This window comes from Afipia sp. DC4300-2b1, from assembly GCF_049895725.1.
Classification (GTDB): Bacteria; Pseudomonadota; Alphaproteobacteria; order Rhizobiales; family Xanthobacteraceae; genus Afipia; species Afipia broomeae.
On record NZ_JAFCSX010000001.1, the window covers coordinates 634,532 to 647,984 of the forward strand.

Consider the following 13,453-nt stretch of genomic DNA (forward strand, 5'->3'; position numbering starts at 1 on the left):
ACTTTCGCTGCAACAGCTACTTGCAGGCGTAGTAGAGGGGACGGCAGATACGTTGCCGGCGGCGGAATTGCTTTTCGACTACACGGTCGTCGGCGCGTCTATTCAGTCCGACTCGGACGACGCGGAGCGCGGCCAGACATCTTCCGGTATCTCGTCCATCAAGCTCTTGCCGCTGGCGAAGCGCCGGCCGAGCGTCTCGACGAAACCTTCGTAGCGCTTGCGCCCCTTCACTTGCGCAGCCGCTTGATCCTCGTCGGGCAATGGCGGCGTCACCGTCAGCCAGAACCGCACGAACAATGTCAGTGCCTCAATCGTGAGTCCGGTGTCGCGCTCCAGCCGCTGGACCTGACGCGACAAGCGATCGAGCCGTCGAGCGAACGCCGCCTCCATGCGGTCGGCCCCGTCCGGCGAGAGGTAGGAGGCGACCGCTGCCTCCACGATCGCCGAGCGGGAGATGCGGCGACGTATCGCCAGCTCGTCAACCTGCTTGGCGAGTGCTGGCGGGAAATAGACATTGAGGCGGGTCCGCATGATCCCTCCTACAGCTCGATGCCGTCGCCAGGGTCGAGCGACGCCTGACGCGCAAGACCCTGCATCCGGCGCCGGACGGCAGCTTGCCGAGCCGCGTCATCCTGTTCGTCATCGACAATCGCAAACTCCTGCGCCGGGGGCGGCGATGTCTCCGACGCGATGGCAACATGCTCAGGCAATTCGGGCTCACGGCGCAGCCCGCCGTTGGCGGCATCTTCCTGTGCCCGGACGATCCGCGCCACGTCGGCCGGATCGGCGGCGGCCGAGCGCCCGGTCCAGTCGTCCGGCCGCGTCGCGCTTGCTCCCGGCTTGGGTGCATCCGTAATTCGCTCTGCGAGCCGATGGTCCTGAAAGTAGCGGGCCTTCTTCGCGCGGATTGGGTGAACGCCCGCCACCATGACGATCTCGTCGTCGGGCGGAAGTTGCATCACTTCGCCGGGTGTAAGGAGCTGCCGGGCCGTCTCCGACCGCGACACCATCAAGTGGCCCAGCCACGGCGACAGGCGATGGCCGGCATAGTTCTTCATCGCGCGCATCTCGGTCGCGGTGCCGAGCGCGTCCGATACGCGCTTGGCCGTCCGCTCATCGTTGGTGGCGAAGCTCACCCGGACATGGCAGTTGTCCAGGATCGCGTTGTTCGGCCCATAAGCCTTCTCGATCTGATTGAGGCTCTGCGCGATCAGAAATGCCTTGAGCCCGTAGCCGGCCATGAACGCCAAGGCAGACTCGAAGAAGTCGAGCCGGCCTAGTGCGGGAAACTCGTCGAGCATCAGGAGCACGCGATGGCGGTTGCCCTTCGGGGTCAGCTCCTCGGTCAAACGGCGCCCGATCTGGTTGAGGATGAGGCGGATGAGCGGCTTGGTGCGCGATATGTCGCTGGGCGGCACGACCAGATAGAGCGTCGCTGGCCGTTCGCCCTCCACCAGATCCGATATGCGCCACTGGCAGGCCCGCGTGACCTGTGCCACGACAGGATCGCGGTAGAGACCGAGGAATGACATGGCCGTGCTGAGCACGCCCGACCGCTCGTTATCCGACTTGTTCAGCAGCTCCCGAGCAGCGCTGGCGACGACAGGATGCACGCCGGCTTCGCCAAGGTGCGGCGTCGCCATCATCGCGGCCAGCGTTTGTTCGATCGTGCGCGACGGATCGGACAGGAACGACGCTACGCCGGCGAGCGTCTTGTCCGGCTCGGCGTAGAGGACGTGCAGGATAGCGCCGACCAGCAGCGAGTGCGACGTTTTTTCCCAATGGTTCCGGCGCTCCAGGCTTCCTTCGGGATCGACCAGCACGTCCGCCACATTCTGCACATCGCGCACCTCCCATTGGCCGCGCCGCACCTCCAGCAACGGGTTGTAGGCAGCCGATGCGGCATTGGTCGGATCGAACAGCAGAACGCGGCCGTGCCGCGCGCGAAAGCCCGAGGTCAGTGACCAGTTCTCGCCCTTTATGTCGTGGACGATCGCGGAGGCCGGCCAGGTGAGTAGCGACGGCACAACCAACCCAACGCCCTTGCCGCTCCGCGTCGGAGCGAAGCACAGCACATGCTCAGGGCCATCGTGGCGTAGATAGTCGCGGTCGAGTCTGCCGAGCACTACGCCGTTCGCCCCCAGCAGCCCGGCCGCCCGAACCTCCCGCGTCGTCGCCCAGCGTGCCGAGCCGTAGGTCTCGGCGTTCTTCAACTCGCGCGCACGCCACACAGACATTCCAATGGCGACGGCGATCGACACGAACCCGCCCGACGCGGCGATGAACGCGCCGGTCTTGAAGATGGCTGGTGCGTATGCGTCGAAAGAGAACCACCACCAAAAGAAGGCCGGTGGCGGATAGACACGCCAGCCTGCGACAACAAACCAAGGTGGCCCCAGCTCGGGTTGATACGCCAAGGCCGCGGCGGTCCATTGCGTCGCGCCCCACACACCAGCGAGCACGATCAGAAAGACGGTGATGATCTGGCCCCACAGGATTTTCGTCGCGGACATGGCTGTCTCCTTGTCAGAGGCCGAGGCCGCGCTTGCGGCCGAGTGCTAGGTCGATCCCGCCACCAGCGCGGATAACGCCGGACACTTGGCGACCGAGCTTCTGTTCGAGCGCGCTGGCCCAGGGCACGAGACGGAAGCCGAGCCCGTCGTCGATCATGGCGAAGCGACCGGAGGCGAGTGCGAGGCGCTGGCGGACGACGCCGGCGATCTTTTCGCCGGAGGTGGTCGAGCGATACGCAAGGCCCGTCTCGCCGGCGATCTTCGCGCCAACGGAGTCCAGCTCGCGCTTGCGCAGCGTGTCGAGCAAGCCGCGCTCGAACACCGTGCGTTGGCCATAGCGGCGCGCCAGCCCTTCGCGGACGAGATGATCGGTGCGGGCGTCCATGGCCCGGCGCACCTCGGCGCCGAACCCGCCGTCCGCGACGCCGGCGCCGCGCTCGATCAAGCGATGGTCGAGCCAGGTCGCACCGGGCGCCTTGACCTGCGCGGCAAGGTCTAGGTCCGAGCGCGTGGCGAGGATCAGCGTCGGCTTCGCTTCGCCGGGGCGGCCGACCCCGCGCAGCTCGACGATGCCGCCGAGCGCCGGGCTGTGCTCCAGCGCCTCGATGCCGGGAAGCCGGACGTGGTGGGTGCGCCCATCGGTGCCGTCGATCACGGCATAGGCCGTGCCGGTCAGCTCGTCGTGAAGTCCCTTGTCGATCAGCCGGCCGGCGATCGGCTTCTCGGGCGCGCCGCTGACAACGGCGTAGCTGTCGAGCGGCCGATCCTGGCCGCGCTCTTTCAACGCCGCGCCGATCGTGCGGATGATGTCGCCGCGCGCGGCCAGTTCGCGCAGCCTGGTTTGCGCGCCTTCCGCCACCGCCCACTGTCCGGACTCGCCCTCGGCGGCGAGCCCCATCGTCTCCAGATGCTGCAAGCGTCCGACCATCAGCCGGCGGAGCCGCGGATCGTCCGGGCCGGGCCGCTCGGGGCGAAGGTCGATCACGCCCAGCTCGTCAGCGGCCCGGCCGATCTCGGTATCGAGCCGCGTCCAGCGCTCGGCCGTCACCTCTCGGTCGAGCGCGCGCTGCACCTCATGCTCGGGCTTCGGTCCGAGCTCGGCGAAGGCCAGTTCCTCGGCGCGCGAGCGAAGATTGTGGCTGATGTAGTCGCGGGAGATGACAAGATCACCGCCTTCGTCGTTGACGCCGCGCACGAGCAGATGGACGTGCGGATTGTCGGTGTTCCAGTGATCGACTGCGACCCAATCGAGCCGCGTCCCCAGGTCCGCCTCCATCTGCCGCATGAGGTCGCGGGTATATTCGCGCAGGTCGGTCAGGTCGGCCGCATCCTCGGGCGACACGATGACCCTGAAATGGTGCCGGTCATCCTTGCAGCGCTCGGCGAAGCCGCGATCGTCGGCGCGGTCCCCCTCGGCGTCGAACATGCGCGTCGGCGAGCCGTCGCGGGTGACGCCTTCGCGCTTCAGATAAGCAATATGCGCGGACAGCGGCGCCATGCGCCGGCCGCCCCGGCTGCGCGTGGTGACGGGCAGCATCTTCACCACGACCCGCCGGCCCGAACCGAACAGCCGGCTACGCGCGAATGCCGTGCGGCCCCGGCCGAAACTGGATTGGCCGCCACGACGCGACGCTCCGCCGCTGTGCCGGCCGGCGCTGTGCAGCGCGGCGACGCGCAGCACCTCGGCCACCAGCCCGCGAGCATTGCGGCCCTGCGCCTTGCTGCGCTTGGCCTTGCCCGGCCGGACACGAAACTCGCTGTCCTCACTCATGGGCGGGCCGCTTTCGGCCGAAAATGGCTCATGGTGTCATTCGAGGTATTGATTTCGTTCGCTTTTCTCTTCCGCGCGGCACGCGCGCCGACCGACGCACCCGCGTGAAGCCACGGAAAAACCTCGGCTTTTCGGCGAAACGGGGTGCGGCTTATATCTTGCCCTCGTCTGTCCCTGCCGTTTTCTCCCTCCCCAGCCACTTTCCTGCTCGGGACGGATGATGGGGATGATGCGCAAATCATTGCGGTCGGCCCGCGCGGGCGCGGGGCACGAACAGCGTGTCCCCCGGCTCGCTCGAAGGCGAACCTGCGGAGCGAACGTCACCGGATGTCGGCCCATCGGCTGGCAGCTCCGACGCGGGCTCCTCGCCGTCTGACTGCACGGAAACGGTTTCGGGCGAGGCGCTTGCGGTGCGGATGAACAGCGCGGCACGCCGCCATGCGAAAGGGTCGGGCGGCGCAGACACCGCCACTTCAGGCGTGCCCGGCGTGCCTGCGATGGGCGCGAGCTGGGCGAGGTAGCCGACCGTCTCGGGCGGCAGCGGACGGCCGCGCGACAGATAATCGTCGTAGCGGCCCGGCCCGGCATTATAGGCCGCCAGCATCGCGCTCGCGTTGCCGTAGCGGTCGTGCATCGCGCGCAGATAGGCCGCGCCCGCCATAATGTTGTCGCGCACGTCGAAGGGGTCAGCGCCAAGGCCATGCCGAATGCGAAGATCGGCCCAGGTCGCGGGCATGATCTGCATCAATCCCATCGCACCCGCGCGCGAGACGGCGCGCGAGTTGCCGCCGCTCTCGACGCGCATCACCGCCCATATCCATGCCTCGGGGATGCCGAACCGCCGCGCGGCATCGGCGACGTGGCCGGCGTAGGGATGAACCGCCGCCGATCGCGCGGCCGGCAAATCCTGCGCCGTCGCCGCGACTGGCGCAGCCCCGCCGGACAGCAGCGCGACGGCCAATGCCAACGCCGATCCGACTCCACTCCGCCGCCAGCCTGCCAGCGTGCTCGCTACGCTCAAGGGTGCGCGCGCTGCGCCGGCCTGCGGCCGCCCTTGACCTTCGCTGCGCGCCCCGGCCGGCCTGCGACCGAGCGGGACGGAGGGATGAGACGGCTTTCCCGCGAACAAAGGGATGATGGACAAGCGCACCGGATCAGTCCTGCTCGCGCGACTTCGGCTGGCGGTTCCAGCGCAGCGACCAGGCCGACTTGTCGCCGGTGTTCTGGAACAGCGCGGCGCGGAGCGGCTGCGCGAAGGCGGGATCGTCGATGCGCAGCGAGACGTAGTCCCCGGCGCGTTCGCCGGTCTCGTTCCAGCCCGCGCCGATCTCTGGCCCTTCGCCGCCGTCGCCGCGATGAACGCGCCAGTCCGGCGCCTTTTCGGCGTCGCTCGCCTCGGCCGGGACGATCGAGATGCGGATGTCGAGCGTCGCCGTCTCGATGATGCCTTCGTAGCCGCTGGCGGTACGGAAAAAGCTGCCGATCTGCATGGGACTCTCCTTAGGGTTGGCAGGGACAAGCGGGTTCAGCGCCACGCGAGCGGCGCGTTCGGGGTGTCGCGGGTGAGCACGGGCATGGCGCGGCCGAGCACGGTCGAGGCCGGCAGCGGCCCGAAATAGCGGCCGTCCATGCTGTCGGCGTGATCGGGATTGAGCATCAGCAGCTCGCCGGCGCGCAGCGTGCGGCAGCCCTGCCAGACAGGCAGCGACCGGCCTCGTCCATCACGCGCCAAGGCGACGACGACCGGCCGTGCATCGACGCTCACCACGGCGCCGATCCGGCACACGCGCTGCCCGGCCTTAGCCGCGACATGCTTCAACAGCGGCACGCGCTCGCCGAGATAGCCGCGCTCGGCCAGCCACCGCGCCAGCGGCGCGGGCGGCGTCACGGCGACCAGCGCGCCGATAGCGGGATCGCGGTCGGGCTCGATGCGGTAGAGGCCGAGCGGCGCGCTCGCGCTGGCGTTCCAGATGACGCGCGGCAGCGGGTCGAATACCGCGACGGCGGTGAACGACACGGCGAACAGCGACGCGGCGGAAGCCGTCGCGATGGTCCATCCACGGCGCGTCATCCTTCGATCTCCCGGCGCTTGAGCCAGGCGCGATGACGCTCCAGCGTATAGGGGCGCGGCTGATGTCCGGCGGCGATGCGGTTGGCGACGTGTCGCCAATGATCGGGCGCGGCATCGCAGGGATCGACGCCCGCGGCCTCGGCCGCGTCGATTGCGGCGAGCACTTGGCTGACCTTCGGCCAGCCCTCGATCTTGAGCAGGATGTCGCCGCCGGGCCGCACGAACGGCAGCGTCGTGAACGGCTCGCCCACGCCGACCGCGCGCACGATGTCGATGCGCGAGCTGACCGTGCCGTAGTCGTTGGCGGCCCAGCGGACGAACGCGAAGATGGCGCCGGGACGGAAGCGGACGATGCGGCGGCGGCGGTCGACGATCTCGTCAACGGCGACGCGCCCGAACCTGATCCAGTGCTCGATCCGCTTCTCGATCCAGGTCAACTCGACGCGAGTCATACCGTCGTCGGACGGCTGGCGATGACGCATCGGGGACGGGGGGACGGTCATCGCCGGCTCCGGGCGATGGCCGAGTCCGCGCGCGGCATGAGGTCGTCCTGTCCCGGATCGGAGGTCGAATGCTTGATGCCGATGTCGGCCCAGGCGCGCAGGTCATCGACCGAATAAACCACCCGGCCGCCGATGCGGCGGTAGGCCGGCCCGGTCCCAAAATAGCGGTGCTTCTCAAGGGTGCGGCCGGAGAGGCCGAGAAAGCGCGCGGCTTCCGGCGTGCGCAGAAAGCGGGGCGGCAGGTTGGTGGGCGTATCGGACAAGTGACGGCTCCTGCGGGCGGTGGCGGCAGGAGGCGTAATTGTCAGAAGGGAGGCGGCCGGGTGGGGTATGAAGATGTGCGGCTGCACGGATGTGCCCCCCCCCCCGCGCGGGGTGGCAGCGGGGAGCGGATCAGCGGATGCGGAGCAGCTTGCGGTAGTCGCCGTTCATCATGGCGATGCCGTCGCGGACCAGCCGGACGACGAACGACCGCGCGGCGGACATCTTCCAATCGCTCGCGGACAGCCGCGCCGCCTCGTCGCGCCCGAGCGCCACCGCGATCTCGCGATAGGTCGCGCCGCCGTCGCGCAGGTCGAGCGCGCGGAGCATCAGGTCGAGCCGGGCGAGCCGATAGGCGGTCAGCGGCCAGCCGCGCGGCAGCGGCCCGGCGGCGCGGCCGAGCAGGCGGCGATGGAAGCGCAGCAAGCTGGCGATGCGGGTGACAAAATCCTTGTCGAGCGGGATGACGGCAGCGAGCGGCCGGCCGGGCTGCGGATCGCGCAGCCACAGCCGATGCTCACCCGCCGCGTCGGCGACGATGACATGGCGTCCGTCGATGCCGGCTAGGTCGGCGAGCAGCCCGCCGAGTGCGCGAGGATCGACCGGCGAAGCGCTGTCGAATCCTTCCGGCGCTGCGTCGAGGATGACCGTGACGGCGGTCAGTTCCGGGCGCCAGGGGACCGGCTCTGAGAGGTCATCCGGCGCCGTAGCGAAAGGACAACCCCCATCGCCGCGCGAAGGCCATCTCGGCGGCACTTTGCGCGACGGCGCCGCTTGCGATGCGCTGCTGCATCTGCTTGTGTTCGGCGCGATAGGTGCGGTTTCGGCGTAGAAACTCAGCGGCGAAATCGGCGCGCCCGAGGGCGCCGGACAGTCCGTCGGCGCGCCGCTGGCGACGCCTTGGCGGCGTCGGCATTGCATCCTCCCAACCGCGCTTAGCGCGCGTCAGGAGCGCAACATCTTCCGGTTGTCCTGGCTATTATAGCGCAAAGATAGCGATCAACCGTGCGGCGAAGGCGGCGCGAATACTTCCAATTTGGGGTTCAATCTTAACGATTTAGCGGCCGGTTGCAGCCGAGCAGATGCGCATATCCAATCTCTGTCATCCACCGCGCGCGGGCAAGATGACTCTCGTGCATCGCCTTGGCGCGATGGGGTTCCGCGCCCACGTCGATGCCGAAAATAGCGGCGGCAATCTCCCGCCAGTCGGTCCCTTCTGCGTCAGCATCGAGCAGGCGAAGATAAGCGGTCAAATGGCCTTCGTCGTACTCGGTGAGTTGCGGCGAATCAGGCGCTCGGTCATGAAAATGGTTGTTGCCCATCATGCCCTCACGTCTTGGCCCGCGTTAACCAATAGACCCTCGGCGAAGCATTTTCGATGCGCTTGCTCAGCATAACTAGGTGCGCAATCCGCATTGCTCGACAATCACTCACGGAGCTGCTGGTTTGCGGTGCGCCCCCGCAAACAGCTCCTGAACCCGTGATCGGGGAGTGGTAAACCGCGTTTAGTCGGCCCTACGACCTTTAGCACCGGAGCGCCTGGACATACGTCGCAGGCTCCCCGACCGCATGGTCAAGGATTCGCGGCGTCGTTTCGGCCGACACCAAACCGCTAAACGTGGGGCTACCAACCCCAGGCCGCCGCGTAGCGGCCCGCTGTCCTTTTAGGACAGCGGCAGGGATTTTACCACTACCCAGCGCGAGCCGGGCGCCAGCCCGGCGAGCGCGCCATTGCAGTCGCGCGGACCTATGGGGCGCGCGACTGCCGCCGATCCGGTGCAGCGGATCGGCGCGAAATCGCGGAAGCCGCAGGGCCGGAACTTCGACCCTGCGGCGGCGAACCTTAGGCTGCCTTGAGGCGCTGCATTCCCTCGGCGAGCGTCCAGAGCGCGCGGTTCAGCGTCACATTCTGGTCGATGCCGTTGATCGCGCGAGTCTGTGCGCGGCGGATACGGCCCTCGGCGTTGCGCTTGCGGCCCTGCAATCCGCCCCGAATGACATTCTCCTGAATGACATTGAATGTGGTCCACAAGCTGCGGTCCACATCCTCGCGCCGGCGCGGCTCGATGATCTGCTCGGGCCGCAGCGGGCTTTCATCCTCTCCGTAGCGAGCGACAAGGCTAACCTCGCCGAGCAACCGCCGCTCGTCCTCGGAAAGCTGGATGGACTTCATCGACTCGCTGGCGTCGATCAGCCGGGGGAAGTCCTCGGCGACGGCATAGACGCCCTCGATAATGTCGTGCTCGATGTCGCCCTTGTGCGGAACGCGGACCTCCTCGAACCGCTCGCCCGCGATCATGCTGTTGGTGCAAACGAACCGCAACATCCCGGCGAACATCTGATAGGCGCTGGTCCCGTCATGGCTGTTCACGATGATGACTTCGGCGGCCTCGGCCTTGCCGATGCCCTCGTCCCGGCGCAGGCGCAGCATATGCTTGGCGTGGCCGTGGCGGCTTCCATCACGCGGCACCGACTGGACAGCGAAGAAGGGGAACCATCCTTCACGGCGCAGTCCCTCCACAATGTCGATAGTGGGCACATAAACATACCGCTCCGAACGGCTGTCGTGCGCCTCACGGGCGAAGATGGACGGGACGTGCCGATAAAGCGCCTCGTTGTCGAGCGGCTCCCGACCGCTGATCTGATGGGCGTTGCGGCCAAACCGCGTGGCAAGTTGATGATACATGGCTGAACTCCTTGAGCTTGGGTTTCCGCGCAGCGGAGCGCCGCGCTGAAACCCTGCCCGTCGGCGAGACCGGGGGTGCAAACGGAAGGCGGCTTCGCGGGGAACCGGCTGCACTGAGCGAAGCGAGGGAAGCTGGGCGGAAGCCGCTTGCAGTGCGCCGGGGGCAGAGCCCCAAGCACCGCGCCGCTCTGCGGCGCCAGCAAACAGCCCTTGCCATTTGTTCCCGTTTTGATCCAAACCGGCGGCAAGGAGTCGGTATGAGCATCACGATCACGGGACAGCCCGGCCGGCGCATCGCGGTCGCGGGCGACATCACCAAGACGCTACGCGTGCCCTATGACGCGGTTGAGGAGCGTTTCCTGCTGGCGGCAAGCGACGGTTCGCTGATCGAAGGTCGCCTCGAAGCCGAGGAGGATCGCTTCGATTTCCGAGTCGTGGTGGACGGTGCCGGTTTCTCGCGCATCGGCCCCGGCAAGCTGACGCTGGAATGGGCTGTCGAATGGGTGGCGATTGCGCCCTACGATGCCGGCGCGCTGCCGGAGCGCGCACCGATGCCGCTTCCGCTGTTCGATTCGCTGCCCGGCTAGCCAACCTTTCCCGACAAGAGGCGCCCCGCTCCGTGGAGCGGGGCGCTGCGGCGGATCAGCGAGACCAGATCAGCGCGTACTCGCCGGCGGTATCGGTCTCTGAGAGGGTGGCGTAGATCGGTGCCGGGAAGGTCGGATCGTCGAGCTTGACCGAGAAGTAGGCGCGATCCTCGCGGCTGGTCTTCTTCCAGGCGGCCCCAATGTCGAGGTTGCCGACGGTGACGCGGAAGTCGGGAGACTTGTCGCCATTCCTCTCAATCGGGCGGAAGACGGCCTTGGTGTTGAGGGTGAGCGTCTTGATGACGCCGTTGAACTCGCCCTTGTCATTGGCGGTGAAGGTGCCGATCGTAGCCATGTCGTAATCTCCATTTGCTCGAGCCACGCCCATCGCGGCCTCGATGGCGATCGACGGATCGGTGGCGAGCGGCTGCGCACCGTGGGCGGCCGGAACGAAGTGCAGGACGGCGGCGGGCGGCTTTTTTGGATCGCGATGCAAAGCCGGAGGCGGCGGAAAAAAGCCGTGCGACGCCGTTGCGCCAAGACGATCGAGACGGAGGCGTCCTCCGATCAGATCAGGCCATTACGAGGCTGTGCGGGGTGGTCGGCAAATATCGGGGCGGAACATGGCATCGACGGCGCCATGCCTCACGCGGGCCAAGAGCATCAGCGGGCGTTAGCCGGTCCCCCGCTTGGCCGGGCGATCATCACTGCCGAGGACGTGAAGCGAAGGCGAGCGTTCGCCTCGTGAAGTCGGCCAGCTCGCGATCGTTAATCGCCTCGGTTTGGTAAGCCGGGTTCTCATCGTGGTGATAGCGGTTGCCGAAGTCGAGAAGCGCCCGTAGCTCGGCGGTGTCGTTTGGCCCCAGTATCTCGTCGGCCGTTCCGAGCCGTTGACGGCAAATATCTGCGAACTGACCGAGCTTACCGCCGGGCCTGAACTGCGCGGGGAAGGCGACGCGGACAAAGGTTTCGAGCATCGGGCGAAGCGACTCCGCGATCTTGCGCTCGACGGCCGGGTCCGCCGCTTGGAGATAGGCGAGCGCATCGGCGTGTCTCTTGTCGTGCAGCGTAATCATGTCGCCGGTGACGTCCCAGGCCACCAGCGTCGAGCCCTGCTGCGCGCGCACAACCTGGAGCGAGGCGCGCGGGAGCGCGCCGCACTTTTCCCAGACATTGAGGATGAACGGCTTCGAGTGCGAGAGGACGATGACCTGCCCCACGGCGCCCGCGAGACGGTGAATCTCTTGCACGGTGTGCAGGGTGCGGTGCTCATCAAGGCTGCTCATAGGATCGTCGATCACGACAATCTTCTGCGCGAGCGCCTGGTCACGTTCGAGCGTGGCGAAAAAGAAGGCGAGCGCCAAGGTGTTGCGGTCGCCAGCACTCAGCGCGGTCCGGAAACACGGTCCCTCGGCAGCGTTGAGCCCCACGGCGATATTGTTGATGAGCACATTGTAGTTGGCGGCCGATCCGCCGCGATTGTTCACGGGGGCGACGTTGCCCAAGCGAAAGCCGGCGTTGAAACGACGCAGATAGTCGTTCACCGCGTCTTGGTAGGCCGGGAAGACGTTCTGACGATATTGGTTCAGCGCCTCGCGGGCTTGGTCCCGCGCGGTCTCGGTCCGGCCCTTCTCATCGCGCTCGTCAACATAGGCGGTGCAGAGCGCGGCCATGTCCGGCTGATGTCGGGCCTCGACAGCGCGAAGCCGCGTCAGATCGGCGGCAAGCGCGGCGACGTTGGCCGCGCGCGCTTCTTCCTTGACGAGTGCCAGAGCCTCATTCGCCTGCACCAAGACCGCAGCAACCCGATCAAGGCCCACCCGCTGTTCCTCATAGGTCGCGACGGCGGCGCGCACGTCGTCGCCTAGCGCCAAGGGCTCCAGCGGGGCGGCCTGCTTGGCTTTCAAACGCTCCATGATGCCGTCGCGGGCGGCTTTCCAGGCGCGCGCAATTTCCGCGGTGTCGATCTGGATGGCGGGGACTTCCGTGAAAGCCTGCCAAAATTCGCGGCGCTCGATCGCTTCGCGCACGGTGCGCTCGAAGGCGGCCGGCACGTCGCCGGCATGGGTGGTCGTGAGGGCTTGGATCGCGTTGGCGATGTCGCGCTTCAAGTCGTTGTAGGCGTCACCGAAATAGGCGCGGTAGTGCCCGATCACGGAAGAGCCGGCGAGATCCTGGGCGCAGAACGGACAGATGGCCGGGCCTGCCGCCGCGGCATGGTCGGCGTGCGTCAGCCCTTCGCCAATCCAGCGCTCACCGCCACGGGCAAGCAGCGCGATATGGGCCTGCACCCGCTCGGCCGCCGCCTCTTCCAGACCCGGCAAATCTCGGCCGAGAAGCCCGTCCAAGGCGTCGAGGTCGAAGGCTGGCAGGGAGAGCGCTGGGAATATCGCTGCCGTCGCGACCACCTCCGACGACCGCGCTGCGGCCAGGCGCTTTTCTGCGTCGGCCAATTCCCGGTCGAGGTCGGGGATCGGTTGCAGCGCGCAGAATGCCTCGGCGTCGAGCCCGCCGCGCCGCGCGGCGGGAATCGCATCGGCCTTGGCGCGGAGCTCACGGTTGTGCTGCTCGATCCGATCGACATGCGTTTGCACGGCGGCGTTCAGCGCGACACCCTGGCTCCCGACGATCAACTCATGCAGGTTCTGGCGATTGCCGGGAATAACCTCAATGCCCGAGCACACGTTCTGCGCCACGAACTCATCGTCGAAAACCGCGACATTGGGCTCGGTTCGGGACCAGGCGCCGTTTTCGAAGACGGCGGGCGCTCCGGCGGCCAAGCCGATCACCACATGCGGGGGATTGGCGGCGCCGAGACGATGCCGATCGCTGATCGGCGTGGCGGCCCCCGTTGCGAGGGAGCGCAGGATGGCGGTGAGCGTCGTCTTCCCGCGCCCATTCTCGCCATAGACAACCGTGAGCTTCGCGAACGGAATCTGAGCGCCAGCGTTCACCGAATCGAACTGGCCAATATTCCGCAGTAGTTGAATTGCCTGGACCACGCCGAATCCCCCCCTTGGTCCGCCACTATACTATGGATGGCACAACCATAAGCTCTCCG

General features: G+C 67.3%; 15 protein-coding genes. 1 reads left to right on the forward strand and 14 read right to left on the reverse strand.

Annotated features, from left to right (window positions below):
* Window positions 1-102 precede the first annotated feature (102 nt).
* The 12 genes from ACP7AL_RS03160 to ACP7AL_RS03215 all read right to left on the reverse strand — a co-directional run bounded on the left by ACP7AL_RS03160 (window position 103) and on the right by ACP7AL_RS03215 (window position 9,805).
* A complete protein-coding gene (locus ACP7AL_RS03160; RefSeq protein ID WP_425988776.1) occupies window positions 103-531 on the reverse strand; it encodes a CopG family transcriptional regulator in 429 nt (142 codons plus the stop codon).
* Window positions 532-539: 8 nt separating this feature from the next.
* Window positions 540-2,513 carry a conjugal transfer protein TraG gene (locus tag ACP7AL_RS03165; RefSeq protein ID WP_425988778.1) on the reverse strand — a complete coding sequence of 658 codons (1,974 nt, stop codon included), beginning with the start codon at window positions 2,511-2,513 and terminating at the stop codon, window positions 540-542.
* A 13-nt stretch (window positions 2,514-2,526) separates the two neighbouring features.
* Window positions 2,527-4,284, reverse strand: a complete 1,758-nt coding sequence (locus ACP7AL_RS03170; RefSeq protein WP_425988780.1) for a relaxase/mobilization nuclease domain-containing protein — start codon at window positions 4,282-4,284, stop codon at window positions 2,527-2,529.
* 238 nt (window positions 4,285-4,522) lie between these two features.
* On the reverse strand, window positions 4,523-5,305 hold the full coding sequence (locus ACP7AL_RS03175) for a lytic transglycosylase domain-containing protein (protein WP_425988783.1): 783 nt from the start codon (window positions 5,303-5,305) through the stop codon (window positions 4,523-4,525).
* A gap of 133 nt (window positions 5,306-5,438) precedes the next feature.
* Entirely contained in the window at window positions 5,439-5,774 is a 336-nt protein-coding gene (locus tag ACP7AL_RS03180) for a DUF736 domain-containing protein (protein ID WP_425988786.1), read from the reverse strand.
* 35 nt (window positions 5,775-5,809) lie between these two features.
* Window positions 5,810-6,355: a S26 family signal peptidase gene (locus tag ACP7AL_RS03185; RefSeq protein ID WP_088712616.1), complete on the reverse strand. Its 546-nt coding sequence runs from the start codon at window positions 6,353-6,355 to the stop codon at window positions 5,810-5,812.
* Complete coding sequence (locus ACP7AL_RS03190) at window positions 6,352-6,858, reverse strand: DUF2840 domain-containing protein (protein WP_425988788.1); 507 nt, start codon at window positions 6,856-6,858, stop codon at window positions 6,352-6,354. The genes ACP7AL_RS03185 and ACP7AL_RS03190 overlap by 4 nt, the downstream gene beginning before the upstream one ends.
* The gene (locus ACP7AL_RS03195; RefSeq protein WP_015459426.1) at window positions 6,855-7,121 is read right to left on the reverse strand and encodes a helix-turn-helix transcriptional regulator; all 267 of its coding nucleotides are present in this window, start codon (window positions 7,119-7,121) and stop codon (window positions 6,855-6,857) included. The genes ACP7AL_RS03190 and ACP7AL_RS03195 overlap by 4 nt, the downstream gene beginning before the upstream one ends.
* Window positions 7,122-7,251: 130 nt before the next feature.
* Window positions 7,252-7,875, reverse strand: a complete 624-nt coding sequence (locus ACP7AL_RS03200) for a DUF2285 domain-containing protein (RefSeq protein ID WP_210308524.1) — start codon at window positions 7,873-7,875, stop codon at window positions 7,252-7,254.
* A complete protein-coding gene (locus ACP7AL_RS03205) occupies window positions 7,814-8,035 on the reverse strand; it encodes a transcriptional regulator domain-containing protein (RefSeq protein WP_088712614.1) in 222 nt (73 codons plus the stop codon). Before ACP7AL_RS03205 ends, ACP7AL_RS03200 begins: the two co-directional genes overlap by 62 nt.
* A gap of 133 nt (window positions 8,036-8,168) precedes the next feature.
* A complete protein-coding gene (locus ACP7AL_RS03210; protein WP_088713447.1) occupies window positions 8,169-8,441 on the reverse strand; it encodes a DNA -binding domain-containing protein in 273 nt (90 codons plus the stop codon).
* A 521-nt stretch (window positions 8,442-8,962) separates the two neighbouring features.
* Window positions 8,963-9,805, reverse strand: coding sequence for a DUF932 domain-containing protein (locus ACP7AL_RS03215; RefSeq protein WP_425988791.1), 843 nt, complete (start codon window positions 9,803-9,805; stop codon window positions 8,963-8,965).
* Window positions 9,806-10,062: 257 nt separating this feature from the next.
* Between ACP7AL_RS03215 and ACP7AL_RS03220 the strand changes: the two genes are divergently transcribed.
* Complete coding sequence (locus ACP7AL_RS03220; protein ID WP_425988794.1) at window positions 10,063-10,392, forward strand: hypothetical protein; 330 nt, start codon at window positions 10,063-10,065, stop codon at window positions 10,390-10,392.
* Between the two features lie 55 nt (window positions 10,393-10,447).
* Here ACP7AL_RS03220 and ACP7AL_RS03225 read toward each other — a convergent pair whose 3' ends face one another.
* Together ACP7AL_RS03225 and ACP7AL_RS03230 are read right to left on the reverse strand one after the other, a co-directional pair.
* Window positions 10,448-10,747, reverse strand: a complete 300-nt coding sequence (locus tag ACP7AL_RS03225; protein WP_088713446.1) for a DUF736 domain-containing protein — start codon at window positions 10,745-10,747, stop codon at window positions 10,448-10,450.
* 349 nt (window positions 10,748-11,096) lie between these two features.
* Window positions 11,097-13,394, reverse strand: a complete 2,298-nt coding sequence (locus ACP7AL_RS03230; RefSeq protein ID WP_425988797.1) for an AAA family ATPase — start codon at window positions 13,392-13,394, stop codon at window positions 11,097-11,099.
* Window positions 13,395-13,453: the final 59 nt, after the last annotated feature.

What these genes read in the sequence shown, in the direction of transcription:
- ACP7AL_RS03160 (WP_425988776.1), bottom strand. Translation starts at nt 531, where the DNA reads ATGCGGACCCGCCTCAATGTCTATTTCCCGCCAGCACTCGCCAAGCAG.
- ACP7AL_RS03165 (WP_425988778.1), bottom strand. Translation starts at nt 2,513, where the DNA reads ATGTCCGCGACGAAAATCCTGTGGGGCCAGATCATCACCGTCTTTCTG.
- ACP7AL_RS03170 (WP_425988780.1), bottom strand. Translation starts at nt 4,284, where the DNA reads ATGAGTGAGGACAGCGAGTTTCGTGTCCGGCCGGGCAAGGCCAAGCGC.
- ACP7AL_RS03180 (WP_425988786.1), bottom strand. Translation starts at nt 5,774, where the DNA reads ATGCAGATCGGCAGCTTTTTCCGTACCGCCAGCGGCTACGAAGGCATC.
- ACP7AL_RS03185 (WP_088712616.1), bottom strand. Translation starts at nt 6,355, where the DNA reads ATGACGCGCCGTGGATGGACCATCGCGACGGCTTCCGCCGCGTCGCTG.
- ACP7AL_RS03190 (WP_425988788.1), bottom strand. Translation starts at nt 6,858, where the DNA reads ATGACCGTCCCCCCGTCCCCGATGCGTCATCGCCAGCCGTCCGACGAC.
- ACP7AL_RS03205 (WP_088712614.1), bottom strand. Translation starts at nt 8,035, where the DNA reads ATGCCGACGCCGCCAAGGCGTCGCCAGCGGCGCGCCGACGGACTGTCC.
- ACP7AL_RS03210 (WP_088713447.1), bottom strand. Translation starts at nt 8,441, where the DNA reads ATGGGCAACAACCATTTTCATGACCGAGCGCCTGATTCGCCGCAACTC.
- ACP7AL_RS03215 (WP_425988791.1), bottom strand. Translation starts at nt 9,805, where the DNA reads ATGTATCATCAACTTGCCACGCGGTTTGGCCGCAACGCCCATCAGATC.
- ACP7AL_RS03220 (WP_425988794.1), top strand. Translation starts at nt 10,063, where the DNA reads ATGAGCATCACGATCACGGGACAGCCCGGCCGGCGCATCGCGGTCGCG.
- ACP7AL_RS03225 (WP_088713446.1), bottom strand. Translation starts at nt 10,747, where the DNA reads ATGGCTACGATCGGCACCTTCACCGCCAATGACAAGGGCGAGTTCAAC.